This is a genomic window from Bacteroidota bacterium (assembly GCA_016720935.1).
GTDB lineage: Bacteria > Bacteroidota > Bacteroidia > AKYH767-A > 2013-40CM-41-45 > JADKJP01.
In genome coordinates, this window is the sequence record JADKJP010000007.1 from 1,012,641 (window position 1) to 1,033,896 (window position 21,256).

Genomic DNA, 21,256 nt, shown 5'->3' on the forward strand with positions numbered 1-21,256 from the left:
CTGGCGAATAGCCGGCGTTTTTACTTTCCTGTTAGGTTTGCCACGAATGCACGAATTGTTACTTAAGGAAAGATGCTTTTTTCTGGTAAAATGTACAAAGTAAATAGTTTGACTATTTAGGCTTTTGATTTGCGTTTCAGGGAAAGGTAATCAAGGTAATAGAGAACCTTTATGGAAATACTATTTGTCTGGGGCTGACTGATGGTGTGTTTCAGATCATCAAACAAATCAGTTGTGACTTTGCTGGTTTGGGTTTCTATATCGTTTTTATAAACGATCGAGAGATTGCTTCCGGGCGCAAATTGCCAGCTGTATACAAAATCAATATTGAAAACATTGTAATTAAAATTATTTTCACCGGAATAGACATTATTATCCACCAGATCGCCATTATCCATCAATGTAAGATACTTACGATAGTTACCGGTTGTCCAGTAATGTCTTGCGTTCAAAGTTAACGCCATGTCATTTTTAAAGATATATTTTCCGGACAAGATGTTTTCATAAGTATTCATGATTCTTAGTCCGTAGATGATAGTATCAGGATTAGAATAATCCGCTACTCCTAAGTTGTAGGGATCATAATTGTAACTGTTGATAAGCTTCAATGTAAATTTATCATTGAAGCGATAACGAATAGTAGTACTGATTCCAAATCCTTCTCCTACAAATCTTCCTATGAAATTACTTGGATTGAAATTAAAATCGACAGCGAGTTTCTTTCTATAATCGCTGCTGAATCCTGCATATGCATACCATAGCTTCACAGTTTTGTTGAATTTTCCGGGTACGCGAGGTTCATTGTAATCATAACCGGTTGTTGGCGTGTAACCACCTCCAAAGAAATAGGAATTATAGCTTACCCGATTCGCGTATCCATCAATACCCAACTGAAAAAGTGTTTGCTTTTTTGTTTGAGGGTTTTGAGAATAATCAACGGAGAGGTTCAGATTACCTTCAAGCCATTTCTTCCAGGGTTTGAACCACAGAAATGTAAAATAGCCTCTTGTATTCTGAAAATTCGGTAAGGTATAATACCCAAGATCCAACTGATTGTATGTATCTCCTGTAAATGTTCTGCTTATACCAAACTGGTACTTACCACTTATTTTTCGTGCACCAAAAAAATATTTATGACCAAAGAGTGATGTATAGACATTTGATTCCGTCGGATCCTTTTCGAGCTGTTGACTCAATGCAAAACTACCATCGACCGCGTAACGGTTTTTCTTATCGGCAAAAGTGAATCCGGTACCACTTACATTCGCATCATTGTATTTCTTTGTCCGGGAAACATTGGTATTGATGAAATAGAAATTTGAATAATCATTGATTTGCTGATCCAATACAAGCACATTGTAATTTGTCAGAGGCTCAGTAAGCACCTTACGTCTTACACCGGCCTTGTTTTGCAACTCAGCATACATGTTGTTGGTAACGGCATTGAACAAACCAAAACCCAGACCTGAATTACTTCTCCCGGATATTTTGAATGCGTTGATCAGTTTCGTCTGTGATGGATTCTCTTCAATTGTTTCACCCTCCTGCAAAGAATCAAGAACAGAATAAAAGAAAGTGGGCGTCTTCCCTATCCGTCTTGAATAGAATAAACTATTTTTTGAAAACAAATCTGTACCTTCTTTGAAGAAGGATCTGTTTTCGTTGTAATTAATTTCCCTGTAACTGAGATTTTTTACCTTATTATCGGATTGTGTCTGACCGAAATCCGGGAGGAGAGTCATGTCAAGGGTAAATCGATCATCAATTCCGTATTTTAAATCCGCGCCAACATTATAGGAGAATGAATTTGAATAATGATATTCGGTTTCCGAAGCATAATCAGGTGAACGTTCAAAATATGCGGATGCGTATGGAGTAATGGATAAACGTGGTGGCGACTGAATATTTTCCATTCCTTTCAGCAAACCCCAGTAAACCTGTGCGTTCGCGGCATCTGAAGGAGTCAGGCTCCATTGATCAAACTCATTAAAGCGTCGGATATTACGAGTCGTCTGAAACGCCCATTCCTGGATAGGTTTTTTTGGAAAACGAATGGCTGAATATGGAATTTTCATTTCTACGCTCCAGCCTTTGTTATTGATTTTTACTGCACTTTCCCAAACTGCATTAAAAGTCGGGTCCGTAAATTTCGCGTCAGTCTGAACACCGGAAGCATAGACTCCAAAATCAAAAGCATCCTGACGAAGATTGTAAGGATCAATTACAAAACGAAAGTAATCAGCGTTCAGACCGTCATCACGATTTCCCAGTTCATGGAGGATGCTGTCGGGATTTTCATCATACAACATCGCCGCGACATATACCGCTTTGTTATCGTAAGCAATCCGTACTTCGGTCAGTTGAGTAGGCTTCCCTCCTTCTAACGGTCTGTTCATTACGAAATCCGATACCGGCTTGATGTCAGCCCAAAAGGCTTCATTCAATACGCCATCAATTTTCGGTGGCACTGCAATTCGTGAAGCAATACATACTTTGGTTGTATCGTTTCCGAGCGTAGATAAACTAATTAAAACGAATAGCAGCAGAATGAATCTTTGCATTGTGGGGATGATTGTAAAGAATGATACTTTAAAAAGAAGGGAATACAAGAATACTTCAATGATGTAAAACTAAAAAATGAAGCGTGAGTTTCACTTTTTACCCTGTTAATCTTTGTTAAGAGTAGTTGTTAGTTGTTGGTTGTTGGTTGTTGTTAGAGATTGGAAAAGTTAATAAGATCTGGTAATCTCGATCTGATACTTGATACTTAATACTTAATACTTAATACCTCATACCATGTATCAAAAACATATTGCCGGCCAGGGTTTCCTGATCCTATTGAACGACCCTTTACCCGGAATATTTGCCTCTAATATAAAATAAAAAAGCCCTGTACACTGAGAGGGAAACTCAGATGCACAGGGCTGAAATTAATCGAAAGGGGTCAGTTCACATCCCACCAGACTTTGTCAGTGATGACGTGCTGAGCAGGGGTATTCGGGTTTAATGTTTGTTCAGAGTTAGGATAGAAAAGGATACTCGGGAATCGATTACCAATCTGACTGGTAGCAGAAATAACTAAGAAATCTGGATAACCTGTTCTTCTCCATTCATTCCACGCTTCTACACACTCTGATCCGCACATGGAAATCCATTTTTGGGTAATGATTGCTTTGATTTTATCTGCCTGAGTACCAGCATCCGGAAATGCGATAGCCGGCTGAGCAATGTAAGCAGCCGCATCAGCAGGATCAAAGCCCCAATATGCGAAGGAAGCATTTACACCACTTTCATAAAGAGCTTTAGCATCGCCACTCATCCAGCCTCTTGTAACGGCTTCCGCTTGCAGGAAATAACTCTCCGCAGCACTCAGGAAGAATACAGGAGACTCCGGACCTGCCACAGTAAAGCTGGGTTTGGAAAACCATCCTGAAACAACTGTCTGACCTCCAAAACCGGGAAGTTTGCCTTCGCCCTGATTGATTCCGTTTTGCAAACCAACACTGTCTCCTGAAGTTGCAGGTCTGTAGAAAGCATCGATACGCGGATCATTATTGCTTTTTAAGTAATTCAATGCGGTATTACTTGCAAGTACATTGAATGATCCCAAGGAAACGATTTGCATGTACAAAGGGTTCTGATTGAAATTCGCGTCATAAAAAAGCATGGCTGCATCCTCACCATCACCGATAAACTGTGCACCATCCGCGATCATCTGCTGAATACCTGCCTGAGCTACATTTGGACGAATTTCAGACTGACGCATATACACTCGTAATTTCAGAGTATTCGCGAAACGAATCCACAAATCCATGTCACCACCATAGATGAAATCATCTTCCTGTGGATAAACATCGTCACCTGCATAAGAAGTAATCGCTGCAATACCTTTGTCGATCAAAGTAATCAGACCATCATAAATTTTCTCCTGAGAGTCGTAATGAGGCGCATACACTCCTGATTCCGCCTGAAGCGCATCCGTAAAAGGAACATCTCCATGCAAATCTGTCAACACCTGATACGTATAGGCCTGCATGATGTAGGAAATACCGGAATACTTTGTATTGCCACCGGCACTCAAACGAATGATATCGTTGAAGTCCATCAATGGTGAAGCATATAAATCTGACCACTGACGATCAAACGTAGTATTGGAGATCAGGTATTGATCATACACATTGTACTGGTTTCCGGTTGGACCCTGTGTCCAGAACTGACTCCAATAACCTCCGAGAATCTGGTAATCATTCCCCATGACATAAGCTGTGTGGCCAATGGCAGCAGGTAAGATCTGTTTGGGTTTTAATTCAAGAGGATGATTTGGATCTGTGTTTACATCAAGGTAGTTTTTCTCACAAGAGACAAATACAGTAAACAGAGAAACGAAGAATATAGATTTTATAATTGATGTTTTCATTTCAGGATGTTTTAAGATTAGAACGTAAGACGAACATTTGCTCCGATACTTTTCACAGAAGGCAGGGTACCGTATTCAAATCCCTGCGCATTACCGTTACCAAATGAACTGGCTTCCGGATCGATGTAATGATTGTCTTTGTGAGTCTTGATCCACAAATTCCTTCCACTCACACTAAATACAATCGCGCTGAAAGGCGATTTGCGAATGAGTTTTGTTGGAATTGAATATGACAAACTGAGTTCGCGAAGTTTAATGTAAGATGCATCGATCAAATTTTCTCCTCCCGTCGAACTGACAAAATTCGCCCAATAGGTAAGTACATCCTGAACAGGTGTTGTGTTTGCGCTATATGATCCATCCGCATTTTGGACCACACTTCCGGGGATGACAAAAGGTTCACGGTCACCGTAAGTAGTGATCGGATCAGTGCCTGCAAATGTCATTGTACTCTTTGTTCTTGAAAACATCATTCCACCCTTCCTGACATCAAATGTGAATCCAAACGAGAATGATTTGTACGTAAGTTTATTGGTCATACCGGCGAGGTAATCCGGTTGAATATTTCCGCGGATTTGATCTTCAGCTGCAATGATTGGATAGCCTGTATTAGGATCCACAACGACATTTCCATTCGGATCACGTTCGAAACTGGTCATAAGCAATGATCCATATGGCTGTCCTTCCTGCAATACAATGGCTCCTCCTGTAAATGAATTTCCGGGGTTCGCACTGAAAGGAGCTTGTCCAATATTGAGAGAAATCTGATCGAGTCCGGGATAAATATCTTCCACTAAACTCTTGTTCTTTGTATAGGTAAAAGAGATGTCCCAACGAATTCCTTTTTTGGAATCAACAGGCGTCAAACGCAACAATGCTTCTATCCCTTTGTTTGAGAATTTACCAGCGTTGATCACTTTTCCAAGATAGCCTGAAGAAGCAGGGAATGGAGCAGTGAAAATTTGTCCATCACTCACATTATCATAATAATCCGCTGTAATCCCAACGCGATCATTGAAGAATGCAAGATCAACTCCGATTTCAATTGCACGGGTAAATTCCGGTTTGAGATCAGGGTTGGAAACCACATCACCCAGGGTATATCCGGCAACACCATTCACCGGGAAATTCAGGAGAGAATTTGCATGTCCATCCGTGATATTCGGAGCCTGATATGTATTGGTCAGAACATAAGGCGCAGCTGCTTTACCAACTTTCGCGTAGCTGGCCATGATCTTACCAAAGTTAAATGTGTTGGTACTGATTTTGAAAGCGTCAGTAAAGACAAACGAAGCATTCACGCTCGGATAAAAGAAGGAATTGTTTTTAACAGGCAAAGTGGATGACCAATCGTTACGTCCTGTCAATCCAAGAAAGAGGTAATTGTTGTATGACAAATCAATGCTGCCATATACTCCATACAAACGATCAAGTATCAAAGTATTGCCAACTGTTGGAGCACCCTGAGCATTTGCAAGATTATAAAATCCGGGAACTACCAACGCGTTGGCGGTAGAGATTTGTCCGGTTGTACGTTTTTCACGGACGTTGTGCCCCAAAAGTACATTCATGTAAATTTTATCCGTCAATTTTTTCTTCGCGTTCACCATGAGATCAGAGTTGATTTCGCGGCTGGTGTAATTCGTCACTTCATATCTTCCCGGAGAAGTGCCTGCTCCTTGTATATCATTTGGTGAACCCGGAGTAAAGGCGATGATCGCGTTGATCTCCTCACGGTTATCATCATAAAAATCAGTACCGATACGATAGCTTACATCAAGCCAGTCGTTCGCTTTATAACCCAACATCACATTGCCAATTACGTGATCCACATTGTTCTGATATGAATTTTCATTCAAAGCAAAATAAGGATTGGTCGTATAGGGACTATAGAAATTATCCAGATTGTTGTATGGCGCAGTGTAGTCTTTCAAATCCTGTAAATTGATATCACGGGGAGTTTGAATGATGTCTTCCCATGCCGACAAACTTGTTTGCTGTCCCTGTATGGAGAGATCTCCCTTCGATTTGATATAATATACAGAAGCAGAACTGTTGAATCTATTAGCGAGTTGTGTTGTACCGGAAACTTTGAAAGAAGTACGATTGTACTCTGTACCTGGCATAATACCAAACTGTTTTACATTTCCAATCGACATATAGTATGTAGATTTCTCTCCACCCCCTGAAAGCGAAAGATCATTGGTATAAGTTCTTCCCAAATCAAAGAAATCTTTCACATTATCCTTTACAGCTGAATATGGTTTGCTCAATTGAACACCATTTACAGTATTTCCCCATGGTAAAACTTCTCCATTCAGAGGAGCACCCCAGCTTGTATTCTCGCGAAGGTCCGGTTGTTTGAAAAGACCTTGTCCATATTCATTCTGAAACTCTGGCAACTTCAATGGAGATTCAAATGAGATCCCGCTTGTAAAGCTCATTTCCGCATTCTTTTCAGAACCTTTCTTCAGATTTTTACCGGTCTTGGTTGTAATCATGACGGCGCCATTCGATGCGCGTGAACCGTACAATGCTGCAGCGGCCGGACCTTTCAGCACAGTCACCGATTCAATGTCTTCCGGATTGATATCATTCGCTCTTGAACCGGCATCCACCTGTCTGTTCAGGTTATCGCCGGTCTCATAGGACGCATTATCAATCGGAATTCCATCCACTACATACAAAGGCTGATTATTTCCGAGGAATGATGTCCCTCCCCGGATTACAACACGTGTAGAACTACCTACACTACCGGAACCATTACTAATCTGAACTCCGGCAACTTTTCCCTGCAGCGAATTGAGTACACTACGATCACGGCCTTTTGTTAGTTCCTCTCCTCCTACTGAAGTTACTGCATAACCCAAACTTCTTTTTTCACGTTGGATAGCATTCGCTGTAACAACAACTTCATCCAGCTTCAACACATCTGATTCCATGACCAGATCAAAAGTTGAACCCGTCGGAACCGGAACTTCTTTTGATTTCATTCCAAGAGATGAAAATGTAAGAATCTTGCCTGAAGCAGGGACATCAATAGAATAAACACCATTGATGTCGGTCACAGTACCAATTAAGGTCCCTTTGACAACCACAGAAACACCCGGAATGGTCATGCCATCTTCTTTCGAAGTGACCTTCCCGGTGATGGTCCGGGATTGAGCGAAAACTGTTCCCGTTGAAATCAGGCAGATTAAAATCAGCCAGGTAAAGATTTTTTTCATAGCGTTTTTTTTAGTTTAACACATTTAGATGTTTTTATTTTTCACCTGGTCGGGTAAGCCACCATGTCTTAATTATTTTGTCGTTAAAGTACAGGTCATTTATTTTCAGGAAACGCCAGTAACCAAAACCAAAAGAAAACAAACACTTTATCATTATTTTTCAATAATGTGTGGCCCACCCGTCCAGCTGAAAAATGAAATAAGGTTTGAATCATCGCAGACCAAATTTGCGATTCCTTTCTTCACGAAATTCAAATCCTAATTTGTGTTAACACAAAATAACGAGGAGATGAAGGATGAAGAGAAAATGTTAATTCAAATAATTAATTGAAAATTCCTAAAATTACTTTCAGGCTAAAGAGCTGGAATCTATGAGCATTTACACTTCAAATTCAAAAATTAAAATAAATATGGTTAATATAACTTTTCCTTTTTATCAAAAACAATTGCAGGAACAATTGTGCCTCTTGTTAATTTTTAACATAAAGTTTAACATGTACGCTAACAATTCAAAGGAATTTTAACAACTAATGTTAATTAAAAAAATAAAAAAGAAAATGTTGCACTTAAAATATATTTCTGGAACTATCCGGTTCAGGAAGGCTGAAACCCGGCGTCCATTTTAAAAAAAACAATATCTTCCTTAAACAATTTAGCGGACACATTCCAACCATGAGGAAGTTCTTTTACTTTGATTTCCGCATTTATTTGAGCATGCACATTCGGATCAAGCACATGTAAAAACTTAATATTGCCTGCTTTGTTCAGATTTGTCTTCGTCCCTACAACTTCTTCGAGGATTTCCTTAATCATCTCAACCATGCAAACTCCGGGAACAACTGGCATTCCCGGAAAGTGACCCTGAAATATTTCATGATCAGCATTTATAGTCAGCGTAGTGGTCATCTGATCGCCTTGAATCAGCGAGTTCGTTAAAGTACAAAATGATCCGGTGAGCATTATTGTTTGATTTTTCTAAGGGAGATATTAAACTTAAAATTTTTATGTGAAATGAAGACAGAATCCGGAATCCCGGATGTATTAAACATATTCATTTCGACTATTGTTTTTCTTTTTGAAGCAGACTCCATTCGTTTCAGCGATGTACAAGCAGAATCGGTCACGCGATATACAAAACCACTTCCCTGTTGATATCGGGTATATAGATCCTGCTGATCAGAGAACGTCGAGACATTGCTTGTGTCAAGGTTATTCATCAGCATGAGCTCAAAATCATTTCTCAGAGCATTAATAACCGATTTCCGGTTCATCTTACTGATTACATTTCTTGCATGAAATGTTCCGTTACGCTCCCATTCAAATTCAAAATAGGTAAGACCCATTTCACTTTGAAAAACGGTGTAGATACTACTGTCCGGAATTGATTTAACAGCAAGCAATCCACTGAGATGCTTGTTGAGCACATCCACGCTTGTTGAATAGACGGCGTACGGAATAACAGGCTTAAATGTTGAAACCGGACAGGGAACAACTTCTGTCTTTCGCAAATGATCGTATGCGGAAGTACAAGCTGTAATCACCAACAGCAGACTAATGAAGAGAAAATAAAGCGTCCGGCAGTTCACTATTGATTTCCTTATTGATAAAACTGAGAATCGTATTGTCTCCTGAAAGTTCGATCATTTCAACCTTAGAGACACTATAATCAGATTTATCAGATGTTACATAGATTGTTTTGAAATATTCTTTTAATCCCTTCGCTAAGGGTGTCATCTCAATCAGGTAATTTGTTTTGTTTTCCAAAACACGAATCTTGAAATCCTTGTTGTTCAGCACCGCACCGCTGACACAATCCAGCATAATCTGGCTGATCTGACGAAAGATCTTATTGCTACTGGTAGAGATGGTGCTTTCCTTTTGTCCATCACGGATATAAACCTTACTTCCATTGATGATCATCAGGTATTTGAACGGAGTAAGATATTCCATTCGCACCTTATCACTTTGCTTAAAACTGAACTTCCCTTTGGAAGTAATCTTCTCCGCAAGCATGCTCATGTTTTTCTCCTGGGTAAAATCGCTGCGAATGGATTTAGTATTTTTTGCCGCTTCCATAAACTTCAATCGAAAAACCGACATATCTCCAACCGGTGAGTAGCCTGTAAGTTGGGCCCACCCGGAGAAGGAAAAAAGCATGAATACAAATACAATTAATTTACTTCTATACATAAGGCTGAATTCGAAAGAGCTGGTCAACTGTGACCCATTGATATCCTTGTTGTTTGGCATTTGTGATTAATTCTTCGAGAATTTCTTTCGTAACCTCGCAGGTATCATGAAAGAGCAACACAGCACCCGGAGCAAAACGTGATTTAACTTTTTCGAGCAATTTATTTTTATCCTTTATGACTGTATCCATTGAACGTATGCTCCATCCAATCGGAAAATAATTTCCTTGTAAAATTACCTTTTTTACAGTTGGGTTGGTAACTCCGTAAGGTGGACGAAACATTCTTGTTCGCATACCAAGAACGTTTTTAATTTTCCAGTCAAACTGACTCAGATCCGCCATCATTTTACTCACCGGAAACATATCGAACCAAAATGCATGTGAATCGCTGTGATTTCCGATTGTATGGCCTTCCGCATGCATCCGTTTAATCAGGGCTTCATTCCCTTCAATATTCCTGCCAATACAAAAGAATGTGGCCTTTACCTGCTGAGCATTCAGAATATCCAGAATCCCCGGTGTAATTTGCGCTGAAGGGCCATCATCAAATGTAAGCGCCATCAATTTTGTTGACGCATCACCCTTGCATTTTATTTCAATGAAAAACCCCGAATCTACTCTGTAACAGCCATAAAACACTAGTGCCGACCAGGCTAGTACAGGAAGCAAATAAAAAACAAATGAAATCTTTATCGTCAGATCCAGAATAAAAAGAATCAGGATGACAACAATGAGCAAGACATTCGTTTTTCTGAAATTTAGCATGCTGAAAAGAGAATTAAACTATGATGTCCGGAGAGATCTCTATTATAAAGCAAAATTCTCCCCTTCGATATTACCGGCTGTTCGGAAGCAGCACAAAAAGGAACTGATCTGTCTTTCAAAGATTTTGCTGCCAGCCAAAATCCAAATGAAGCAGCTGTCGGATATTCTCCGCAGAGGTGCTTAAAATTAAGGAATCTGCATTGCTTCCCGATATTTTGTTCAAGGTCAGAATAAGCAAGATCATGTTTATGATCACCATTCTTTCCTGTCAAAACAAAATCAAGATCGCTCCAGGATAATTTTTGCTTTTCAAGAAATTGACTGATCCATGAAAGAACATCACTCTTTTCAGAAGGGTCATACAAGGTCGATAAATCATCCAGAGATGCTATGCATTGATCATCAGATTCAGCTGACAAAAGAAAAAAAGCAGCTCCTTCACCCGACATCGTTCCTTTCGTATCTGTTTCCAGGAGACTAGTATTTTTTCCATTGTTGCGGTAAAGACCGAAGCGACTAAGTATCGTGTGACTGGTATCCGTAATTTCATCCACTGCTCCAACAAGAACATTAGCAGCTTCGCCTTCATTCATCAGAAGCAATGCATCAATCAATGCATGTTCAAATGAAAATGCACGGTGAACAAAAGTGTTGTTGTATTTGTGACTCTTCAACATTAATGCAATCTGAGCCGCAACTGTATTGTGAGTGGATTGAATGAATGCAGTCGGTGTGAGTAACTCTTCCTTGTTCGCCACCATTTTATCCAGAAAATTCACGGTGTCTTCGAGACAACCGTAGGCTGTACCGGTTATGATTGCATCCGGCTGAGTATTTTCACTTTGAGCAATACATTCCATCGCAGCAGCAGCGCCCATGCGGATAATTCTGCTCATACGCCTGATCAATTTCGGATCAAGGATGTTTTTGTAATCCGGCTCGAGGCATTGCATCCGCCCTCCTTCGTAAACACATACATTGGCATAATCATGCTTCACACCAAAGCTATCCTGGGGAGAAATAATTCCTGCTGAACGGATGTAAACTTTCTTCCTCATGAGCATGCAGAAAAAATCAGAGATGAACAATTTCCTCCAAACCCAAAAGAATTGGAAAGCACATGACGAATACTTTTATCAATACTGAAAGTTGTCTGCGGAAGCAATGAAACATCTTTCATCGGAGTTTCAAAACGGAGATTGGGATATACATAGCCATTCGCGACAGACAAAACCGAAAACACAGCTTCTATACCACCACTTGCGCCAAGCGTATGTCCGGTATAAGCTTTTGTCGAACTCAGTTTTGGCAATTTATCTCCAAACAATCTCCTTATCGCGGTTCCTTCCGAAAGATCATTGTTCTGTGTTCCTGTACCATGAAGGTTGATATAACCAATGTCCTCCTTTTTAATTCCGCTTTTCAACAATGCACCTTCCATCGCCATGAATGAACCAATTCCTTCAGGAGAAGAAGCCGTCTGATGATGCGCGTCGTTCGCGTTGTGGTAGCCGGATAACAAACAATAAGCTTTCGCATTCAATTTTTTCAAAGCATGCTCCGACATCAGCACCACATATCCTGCTCCTTCACCGAGATTCAGTCCCTTGCGGTTTTCATCCAGTGGACGGCATGGCTGAGTATCGAGAATCATCAGTGTATTGAATCCGTTCAGCGTAAATCGGGTGAGGGCATCCGTTCCACCGGCAATTGCCACGTCCAGCAAACCCGCGGAGATCATTCGTGCCGCATGAAAAATAGAATTCGCCGAAGAAGAACAAGCAGTACTGATGGTACTTACATAATCCGAAATCCCAAGACGATTTGCAACGAGTTCGGTTACGCTTCCACATTCATGATGCACTACATTCCGTAAGCGACCTTTGCGGGAATCAACTTTGAATTCCTCAAAAAAATCTTCCGTGCGATCCATTCCTCCCACAGAGTTGGCGGAAACAAAACCGATTCGTAAACCGGTATCCGGATGCAAACCTGCGTCATGATAGGCTTCCAGAGCAGCCATCATGCTCAACAAAGCAGCACGAGGAAAATGTGACGACAAACCACAAAACCCGCTGAGTTCCTCATCCGAGAATTTCACTTCTCCTACAGGAAAAACATTTCTGTGAATTGTCTTCAGTCGCGTGATTGGCCCTATCCCGCTGCTACCGGATTGTAAAGCAGCAACAGTTGTCTCCCGGTTTTGACCTATCGCGGAAATAACACCAATACCAGCAACAAAAATTCCGGGAGCACTCATTCAATTATACTTTCGGCTGATTTGCTGTGATGTATTCAGCCATAGTACGCACGGAACGGAAGACCTTCGGTCCTTCTTCCGCGCTGGCCAGTTTAATTTTGTATTGCTGTTGTAGCAGCACAATCAATTCCAAAGCGTCGATAGAATCAAGGCCGAGACCTTCAACGAACAAAGGTTGATCATCACCGATATCTTCCGGTGTAAGGTCCTGCAAATTGAGTTGCGCGATGATCTGAACTTTCAGATCGTGCATGAGTTTATCCATTTCCCTGGTTGTATATTTTATTAATAGTATCAGGCGAGAAAGGTTGGCCTTCGCCTTTTTTTTCCACCCACATCAGACATGCTTTGTATTGATCACCAAAACAATCTACCCAACCACACAAACAAGCTTGTGTGATATTTTCATGCAGGAGGTATTCCACATAATGGTGTAAATCGCTTGCATTAAATTTTTCCTGAATAAAAAATAAATTCTCTCCATTAATTTTATGACGAATACACAATTCACCAATCAGAATATTTGGTAACGTATATACAAATAAGGCCGGACTCGCCATTTCCTTTACTGTGTTAAAATAACGAACATCGGTATCGAGACTGGAATTCGCATTGTACAACACGATACTGATATCTTCACTTTTGTATGTATTCGTCAACGATAAATTACCAAGTACCATTTCTCCGGCGAGAAAACCCAATTTGCTCAGGTTATCCATCTTGTAGAACTTGGGATATTTTATACCCAAATGCTGGTACAAAGACAATAGAAAACCATCCGTATCCTTTGCGGCAGCAGAATAAATCTCCTGTCCGTTCAGAATAGCTTTGCCCTGTTCGATCAAACAGGTATGAGTGATGGTAATTTTGTCTTCCAACTGTTAATTCATATTTATGGTTTTCTCCAATTCGATCACTCTCACCAATCGTTTCAATGCATTCTCGTGATTTTTAACATACGGATTTGTTTCATCCCAGACGTAACCGGCAAGTACTGAGCAGATCTGGTTTTTAATTTGCACGTCCTGTTTTTCGGAGAAAAATATTTTATCCAGAGTGCCGTCATACCATCCCATCACATAGGTACGGAAGGTATTGACTCCATCCATCATCTTTTGCATGTATTCTTTTTCCCAGTCGACCTGTTCTCCATTCAAATGACGGATTACAAGATGAGCGGCAAGCTGACTGGAAACACTCGCAAGCGTAACCCCGGAAGAAAATACCGGGTCCAGAAATTCCGTCACATTACCGGTCAGCACGAAACCATTGCCATAGAATTTATCTGTTGTAGCCGACCAGGATTCAAGAACTCTGGGCTCGAAGGCTATTTCAGTATTCTCAAAACGTTTGCTGATTTCAGGTTGTGACTGTATCAACGCGCGCAATTGTTCTTCCGGTGAACCTGAAACTTGTTTGAAAAATTCCGGCTCGCCTACAAATCCAACAGATGTGAGTCCGTTTGAAAAAGGTATCACCCAGATCCACACACCCGGTTCATGAACAACGATGGTAATTCTGTTCGGTTCATCCGCCATGGAACGATTCACATCCTTCATGTGTGTAAACAGGGCTTTTCTTGCAATGAGATTGGATGGTCGCTCCATGTTGAAGAGCTTTGGAATCACGCGCCCATAGCCGCTTCCATCAATGATGAATTTCGCTTCGATCAATTTCGTGGAACCATCCTTATCCACAACAGTAGTGATCGAACAATTATTTTTAAATTCAATACCGGTTACTGTTGTTTCATAATCGATAGAAACGCCCATGGATTCAACAGTATCGGCAAGTGTTTTGTCAAATTCAGCGCGTGGCACCTGCCAGGTCCAGTTCCATCCTTTTGTAAACTGACTTTCAAAACTGAAATCACAAACGTCGCCATTGCGAACGAACTTCGCACCAAATTTTTCCTGGAAACCCTTCGCTTTAACCGCGTCAAGAAAGCCGGCTTCTTCAAGGGCTTCCATACAACGCGGTAATAAACTTTCGCCAATGACAAAACGCGGAAACTTCATCTTCTCAACGATCTTCACTTTAAAACCTGCTTTGTTCACAATAGAAGCTGCAATGGTACCTGAAGGACCGGCGCCAATAACGAGTACATCAACTTTTTCGGTATTCATGGAATTAGTGTATTGAATTTTTCTTTCGAAGTATTAACAAGGTATGACTCAACCCAATTTCATCGACTTCTTTCGCTACTTCAAATCCGGACTGATCGACACATTCGAGAAATGTTCCGGAATGATACATCTGACTATTGCCATTAGCCATGCTGGTGAAGTACAATGAAGTCTGTTGCAAACAAAATGATGCTGCTTCAAATCGCTGTCGATCCCAAAAAGGTTCCAGAATATAAACTCTGCCTTTCTCGGAAAGGGCGCCCAGACAACGCTTTAAGATAGAAATAATTTCTTTTTCTGAAAAACAATCCAGGAACTGGCTCATCCAGATGGCATCGAATCCTTTGGGAAACAGCTGATTCTCATCCAGAATATTAGCCTGGTGAAAATGAATTCTGCTCTGTAAGCCGGCTTCAGAGATTTTCTTTTTCGCCATTTCCAATTGTCCGGGCAGATCCATGATACTCACCTCCACCTTTGAATCGTATGCTGCACAGGCAATCGCCCACTTTCCTGTATTCCCTCCGATATCAAGTAAATTTGATGGAGAATTTTTGAATACTTCTTTCAGCGCCTGAGGAAAGGCATTGTCGGAATAGAAATGATCAAACGCGAACCAGCTTTTTTGTACCTGTGCCGGCAACTGTGACAAAGCCTGGTAAATGGTATTCCATGTTCCAAAGACGTTGAGTCCTTCAGGCTTGCCGGTTTGGATACTTTTATCAAGTGTAAACAATCCGAGATAACAAACATCGTGGATAAAATCCATATTGGTACGCGTGAGTTCATCATGCAAAATATAGTGGCCGGTTTTTGTCAGAAAATATTTTCCATCCCGAAATAACACCAGACCAATACTCAACCCGGATTCAAGCAAAACGCGTACTCCGTACAAAGGAAGTTTCACTTGCTGAACGATATCATCCAAGCGAATTCCCGTCTCTGCGCTCTGATCAATGGAAGCAAGTATCCCGCTGTCACGCAGAACACGCGAAGCCTGGAACACAACCGGAGCAAAAGCGATATGCTGTGCTTTCTCTTTTGCTTCGAGAGCGGTCTCGTTATTGTGCGTGTAGAACTCAGCGGCTTTTATTTCTGTGGACATATTCTCTTTTTCAAATTTATGTTCTTGAAAATACAAGAGCAGCATTACACCCTCCGAAACCGGATGCTGTCTTAATCGCGTGATTAATTTTCGTGTATTGCATTTTATCACATACATTCAGTAAGACTGAAACACCCGGATTTTGAAATCCATAAGTAGGAAACAAAATATTTTCCTTCATGCAATTGATGGTGATAACAGATTCAACCAAACCGGCGGCGCCTAATGTGTGTCCATAATAACCTTTGAGACTGTTTACAGGGACTTCTGTCAATCCTGAAAGGCCAAAAGCCTTTGCTTCCATTTCATCATTGTAAACAGTTGCTGTTCCATGCGCGGAAATGAAATCAATGTCAGAAGCATCAAGAGAGGACTCCGTCAATGCTTTTCGAATCGCAAGAGCCAACTCCTCGCCTGTTCGTGAAGGTCCGGAGATGTGGTTTGCATCATTGCTGATGGCCCCTCCGCTGAATTGAATCTGCTTCCCATATTCGGCCGGTGATTCAGAAAGGACTATTGTCGCCGCGGCTTCTCCAAGATTGATTCCTGTTCTTGCAATGTCGAAAGGTTTACACACTTCAGCGCTGATTGCCTGAAATGACTCAAAACCGCTTTGTACAAAACGCGTAATCAAATCAGCGCCTGCTACGATTGCGTTTTGGAATTTACCTGATTGGATCAAACGCTTACCCACCAACAAAGCAGCCAATCCGGAAATGCAGGCATTGGAGACGACAATGGGTACATTGGGATTTCCAAAATGCTTGGCGACTTTATTTGCGGAACTGCTCAAAGAAATTTCGTCTCTTATATCGTCAACAATAGGGAAACTTTCAAGCATGCCAATATTTCCTTTTGTTGTAGAAATAATGAGTATTGTCTTTGGGTCAGTAATTTTGACCTCTGTTCCTCGGAGTGCATCCGTTATTGACGCAGTCAGAAGATTCTCAAATTTGGTAAACCCCGGAATTTCCGGAAACTTATTTTTTACTGAATCATCGAACAATGCAGCAAAAACATCCGTTCCGGAAGACATAAAATCAGCATGACGCTTGACACCTGTTTTTTCTTTCTCCAGCGCACGCATATTTTCTTCCGTGGAAATTCCCAGTGGAGAAAAAATATTATCGGCAACTACAAAAACATTCTTCATACGCGTCATCTCCATTCAACCACACATTCAAAACACTTTCTATCGTATTCCTTGTTCTACTTTACTTGAATTAATTAACTGAACGATTGCATCTTTTTCCACTCTTCAAAAAACGAAGGGTTCACCAACTGAAGCATTGATTTTTCCGCATCCAGGAAAACCTGAGTGGTAGATCCGGTTGCGACCAACTCCTTTGTTGCCGCGTTATATAATGTGTATTTAAAAATAATTTTCGCCGCCTCACAAGGGAGATAGGTCGTCTCAATAATCATTTTGTCACCATAACGCAAAGAGCGTTTGTATTCACACTCCACACTCACGACCGGAACTACATAACCTTGTTTGTATATATCCAGATAACCCAAACCATACTTTTGGCCAAAGGCTTCTCTCCCATCTTCAAAATAACGGATGTAATGTCCATGCCAGACAATACCCAACGGATCCGCCTCGTTGAAGCGAACATGTATTTCAATCCGCTCGGTGAGACCGGATTTTTTTACGGGATGAATTATTCTTCCGGAAGATTTCTCCATTAATTAGCTCCTGTTTTCCAATCGGCATATGCCGACTTATCAATCGACTTTAATACTTCATAAATTGTTCTCGCCCAGTAATTCCTGAAACCAAAACCCATGGCTTTTCCTGTCATGCGTTTTGTCAGTAATACTTTTTGAGAAGCCATATCGATGATCGTAACATACATACTTGCATTCTGAGCAGTCTTGTTAAATCCATCGACAATGAACACAATTCCATAACCTGTTTTATCGCTGAGCGTGTATGCGGAAACCATTTTCTGAATCTGTTCAGGTGTCACCCTTTGTAGGTCTTCGGAATTATAGGTCTTCATTTTATCTACATCAACTTTTGCATTCACTTTTCTCACAGCAGAGAGATCAAAAGAAATATTTGATCTTCGAAAAGTCTTAGCCACATTGTATTTTTCAGTTTCATTGAGAACAAGATCATTCATCGATTCAAAATACCGATCCTTGATCTCCCATACATCCGCGCCGGCATCGCCAAGGATACGCAGCTCTGAAAAATCAAGTCCCAGCCAGGTGGTTTTCTTATCGGTGGAACCAAAAAAGTCTTTGATGGTTTGTGCTGATCCGGAATTTACGAATCCGGTTATGCAAAAAAAGAGCACGAAGAGCGAGTTAACATGTACACGTTTCATATCAATCTTTTTTTATAGGGTTAAGGACTATTTTCATTTCACAATTCGCGAGAACTTTATCCTGACTACGGATGCTACCTGAGATGATGGTAACATCAAAAACAGTATTCAGGATTTTTACTTCTGTCTGCAATACATCGCCCGTATGTGGCAAGGAAAATATTTCCAGGTTACGAATTGCGCCGATGAAACCAACAGGAACATCCTGCTTTTGAGTGGCAGCGATGTAGCCAACACGTGCCGCTGCTGTTTGTGCGATATTTTCAATCATCCCTGGTTCACGGAAGATTCCATCCACAACAAAAATATTTTCATCTCTGACAGTCAGACTGCAACGCGTTGTAGTTTCATCTGAAAAATCCAATTGATCAATCATGACAAACGGAAATTTCTGAGGAATCAGGTCAGTGATATTTTTTTGAGGCAATTCCATTATGCTTTCCAAAAATCGTAATAGTTATACCATTGAGCGGGATAGTGCTTTACTTTTTGTTCCAGTTCCGAGACAAAATCATTCAGCATTTCTTCGGTAGCAATTTTCCTTTCTTTAGAAAAATACATTTTCGGTTTGCTTGCGAAAAAATGGTAGTGTAATTTACTTTCTTTCATCGCAAACACAAAACTCACAGGAACTTCAAGACGAGTAGCCAGAACAAAAGGACCGAAAGGAAAAGGAGCCTCTTTTCCCAGAAATTCCTTATTAACTATCCTGTTCCCTTCAACAAAGCGGTCGGCATGCATGCATACAAATTCGTTATTCCGTAAGGCCTCATTGATTTCATAAATATGCGAAATATCGTCCTTCACAACAATGATTTTAACCTGTCTTTTTCCGATGACTGAACTAATGTATTCCTTGATTTTCTGATGTTCCCCGTCGTACATGACGATATTGATCCTGGTATCGAGACGTTTGAGCAGGAAACCGGCAATTTCCCAGTTCCCCACATGGGCGCTGATAAGCATTCCGCCTTTTCCTCCAGCCACCATTTCTCGCAGATACTGTTCCCCATCGAAATCAAATGTGAATTTATTGGGAAGTTCCGACATCAGCACAATCTTGTCGATGAGACTTTGTCCAAACCAGAAATAATTCCTGTAGACATTCAGCACGGAAGAAATGGTACTATATCTCAGGATTTTCCTGAAGAAAGAAAAGATGACACGTGTAGAAGAAAAGGAAAATAAAAAATAATAAAAGGCGACAAACCGGAGAAGGAAATAAGCGGGGAAAACACCAAATCGTCTTAGAATCCCAACAAAAATACTGTAACCGGTTTTTGTTCCTTTTGATTTGCCCTGCCAGGAAGGCATCAGATCAATTCTTTTGAATTTACCTTGGAGATGACGTAATCATAGAAATTCTGGAAGGTCACGATGCCGACAAAATCTTCGGGTTTTACCTTAAAAGCAAAATTACTTTCAATCACCACCACAAGGTCAATATAATCAAGGCTGTCGAGGCCCAATGTTTCTTTCAGGTTCGCATCCGGGGTAATTTTCTCCGCCTCCACTTCGAATTCCTCCACCAGGAATTCGTTAATCTTTTCGATGATCTCTTCGTTTTTCATATTCATCATGGTTTCCATTTCCTTACGACCAGCGAGGAATTCGTCCCGCCGAAGCCAAAGGAATTGGATAAAAATACATTTATATCCTTTTCAGTCGTCGTTTTAATAATATTCAATTTCGCGGAATGTTCGTCCGGGTTCTCAAAGTTAATATTCGGCGCGATAAAACCATGCTGCATCATGAGCATAGAGTACACAATTTCACTGGCTCCGGCCATCCAGCATTCGTGTCCGGTCATTGATTTTGTTGAACTTACAGGTGTTCCTGCCTCTCCAAATACCTCAGAAATCGCCTCCGCTTCACTGGCATCACCTGCAGGTGTTGAAGTTGCGTGAGCATTGATGTAATCAATAACCCGAGGATCAATACCCGCGTCAATTAAGGCCAAACGAAGGGCACGAACCGGACCATCCACCGTCGGGTTGGAAATATGGGCGCCATTGGATGAAAATCCATAACCGATCACTTCGCCAAGAATGGTCGCGCCTCGCTTTTGTGCCGATTCCAGACTTTCGAGAATCACTGTTGCTGCACCTCCACTCGGGATCAGACCATCGCGATCGCGGTCAAATGGACGGGAAGCTTTTGTTGGATCTGATTCATGAATTGAGAATGCCGACAAAGCATCGAAATTCCCCATGGAAAAAATATTGATCTCCTGAGCGCCTCCGCAAATCACGCAATCCTGCAAACCGGTTTTGATAAAATGATATCCTAACCCTATTGCATGACTGCCACTCGCACAAGCCGCACTCACTGTAAAATTTATTCCTTTCAACTTGAAAATTGTTGAGAGGTTCATAGTCACTGTTGAATTCATGGTCTGAAAAACAGAACCGGAACCAACAAGCATGGTATCTTTTTTTGCTCTGATAATGTCTGTCGCTTCAACAACAGGTTTTGCGGAGCTATCGTTGCCATAAATAATTCCAACTTCCCTTTGATCAATCCAGTCCTGATCGATACCCGCGTTTTTCATCGCTTCCAGAGTAGCGACATAAGCGTACTCACCCTGTTCTGGCAACATGATCCGTGCGCGACGGTCGAGCAATCCTTTCAATGCAGGTCTCTCCACAAAACCTGTCAATCCTGAACGGTAACCAAATTGCTTACGCTCCTGATCCAGAATTATCCCGCTCTTCCCCTTGAACAAAGAATCCCTCACCTCATCGAGATTTTTCCCGATACAGCTGTAGATTCCGAGGCCGGTGATTACTACTCTGGTCATTTTTTTGGTGGTTAGTGCTTGGTATTTAG

General features: G+C 41.1%; 20 protein-coding genes. All 20 read right to left on the reverse strand.

Features of this window, described 5'->3' with window-relative positions:
• Positions 1–116: 116 nt before the first annotated feature.
• A complete protein-coding gene (locus IPP86_18255; GenBank protein MBL0140443.1) occupies positions 117–2,561 on the reverse strand; it encodes a carbohydrate binding family 9 domain-containing protein in 2,445 nt (814 codons plus the stop codon).
• Between the two features lie 383 nt (positions 2,562–2,944).
• Positions 2,945–4,417, reverse strand: coding sequence for a SusD/RagB family nutrient-binding outer membrane lipoprotein (locus tag IPP86_18260; protein MBL0140444.1), 1,473 nt, complete (start codon positions 4,415–4,417; stop codon positions 2,945–2,947).
• Between the two features lie 17 nt (positions 4,418–4,434).
• The gene (locus IPP86_18265) at positions 4,435–7,644 is read right to left on the reverse strand and encodes a SusC/RagA family TonB-linked outer membrane protein (protein MBL0140445.1); all 3,210 of its coding nucleotides are present in this window, start codon (positions 7,642–7,644) and stop codon (positions 4,435–4,437) included.
• 594 nt (positions 7,645–8,238) lie between these two features.
• Positions 8,239–8,604: a hydroxymyristoyl-ACP dehydratase gene (locus tag IPP86_18270; protein ID MBL0140446.1), complete on the reverse strand. Its 366-nt coding sequence runs from the start codon at positions 8,602–8,604 to the stop codon at positions 8,239–8,241.
• Entirely contained in the window at positions 8,604–9,230 is a 627-nt protein-coding gene (locus IPP86_18275; GenBank protein ID MBL0140447.1) for a hypothetical protein, read from the reverse strand. Before IPP86_18275 ends, IPP86_18270 begins: the two co-directional genes overlap by 1 nt.
• Positions 9,196–9,801 carry an outer membrane lipoprotein carrier protein LolA gene (locus IPP86_18280; GenBank protein ID MBL0140448.1) on the reverse strand — a complete coding sequence of 202 codons (606 nt, stop codon included), beginning with the start codon at positions 9,799–9,801 and terminating at the stop codon, positions 9,196–9,198. The genes IPP86_18275 and IPP86_18280 overlap by 35 nt, the downstream gene beginning before the upstream one ends.
• Positions 9,802–9,826: 25 nt before the next feature.
• Positions 9,827–10,600: a polysaccharide deacetylase family protein gene (locus IPP86_18285; protein ID MBL0140449.1), complete on the reverse strand. Its 774-nt coding sequence runs from the start codon at positions 10,598–10,600 to the stop codon at positions 9,827–9,829.
• On the reverse strand, positions 10,594–11,658 hold the full coding sequence (locus IPP86_18290) for a beta-ketoacyl synthase chain length factor (protein MBL0140450.1): 1,065 nt from the start codon (positions 11,656–11,658) through the stop codon (positions 10,594–10,596). The genes IPP86_18285 and IPP86_18290 overlap by 7 nt, the downstream gene beginning before the upstream one ends.
• Positions 11,655–12,860: a beta-ketoacyl-[acyl-carrier-protein] synthase family protein gene (locus tag IPP86_18295; protein MBL0140451.1), complete on the reverse strand. Its 1,206-nt coding sequence runs from the start codon at positions 12,858–12,860 to the stop codon at positions 11,655–11,657. Before IPP86_18295 ends, IPP86_18290 begins: the two co-directional genes overlap by 4 nt.
• 4 nt (positions 12,861–12,864) lie before the next feature.
• Positions 12,865–13,125: an acyl carrier protein gene (locus tag IPP86_18300; protein ID MBL0140452.1), complete on the reverse strand. Its 261-nt coding sequence runs from the start codon at positions 13,123–13,125 to the stop codon at positions 12,865–12,867.
• Positions 13,118–13,738: a hypothetical protein gene (locus IPP86_18305; GenBank protein MBL0140453.1), complete on the reverse strand. Its 621-nt coding sequence runs from the start codon at positions 13,736–13,738 to the stop codon at positions 13,118–13,120. The genes IPP86_18300 and IPP86_18305 overlap by 8 nt, the downstream gene beginning before the upstream one ends.
• A 3-nt stretch (positions 13,739–13,741) precedes the next feature.
• Entirely contained in the window at positions 13,742–14,986 is a 1,245-nt protein-coding gene (locus tag IPP86_18310) for a tryptophan 7-halogenase (protein MBL0140454.1), read from the reverse strand.
• A 4-nt stretch (positions 14,987–14,990) separates the two neighbouring features.
• Positions 14,991–16,091, reverse strand: coding sequence for a methyltransferase domain-containing protein (locus IPP86_18315; GenBank protein MBL0140455.1), 1,101 nt, complete (start codon positions 16,089–16,091; stop codon positions 14,991–14,993).
• 16 nt (positions 16,092–16,107) lie between these two features.
• Positions 16,108–17,244 (reverse strand): beta-ketoacyl synthase, encoded by a 1,137-nt coding sequence (locus IPP86_18320; protein MBL0140456.1) that lies wholly within the window; start codon positions 17,242–17,244, stop codon positions 16,108–16,110.
• 74 nt (positions 17,245–17,318) lie between these two features.
• Positions 17,319–17,780: an acyl-CoA thioesterase gene (locus tag IPP86_18325; GenBank protein ID MBL0140457.1), complete on the reverse strand. Its 462-nt coding sequence runs from the start codon at positions 17,778–17,780 to the stop codon at positions 17,319–17,321.
• Positions 17,780–18,427 carry a hypothetical protein gene (locus tag IPP86_18330; protein MBL0140458.1) on the reverse strand — a complete coding sequence of 216 codons (648 nt, stop codon included), beginning with the start codon at positions 18,425–18,427 and terminating at the stop codon, positions 17,780–17,782. The genes IPP86_18325 and IPP86_18330 overlap by 1 nt, the downstream gene beginning before the upstream one ends.
• Before the next feature lies 1 nt (position 18,428).
• A complete protein-coding gene (locus IPP86_18335; GenBank protein ID MBL0140459.1) occupies positions 18,429–18,854 on the reverse strand; it encodes a 3-hydroxyacyl-ACP dehydratase in 426 nt (141 codons plus the stop codon).
• A gap of 5 nt (positions 18,855–18,859) precedes the next feature.
• Positions 18,860–19,741, reverse strand: a complete 882-nt coding sequence (locus IPP86_18340; protein MBL0140460.1) for a lipid A biosynthesis acyltransferase — start codon at positions 19,739–19,741, stop codon at positions 18,860–18,862.
• Positions 19,741–19,998: an acyl carrier protein gene (locus IPP86_18345; protein MBL0140461.1), complete on the reverse strand. Its 258-nt coding sequence runs from the start codon at positions 19,996–19,998 to the stop codon at positions 19,741–19,743. The genes IPP86_18340 and IPP86_18345 overlap by 1 nt, the downstream gene beginning before the upstream one ends.
• Positions 19,999–20,003: 5 nt before the next feature.
• On the reverse strand, positions 20,004–21,227 hold the full coding sequence (locus IPP86_18350) for a beta-ketoacyl-[acyl-carrier-protein] synthase family protein (protein ID MBL0140462.1): 1,224 nt from the start codon (positions 21,225–21,227) through the stop codon (positions 20,004–20,006).
• Between the last annotated feature and the right edge of the window lie 29 nt (positions 21,228–21,256).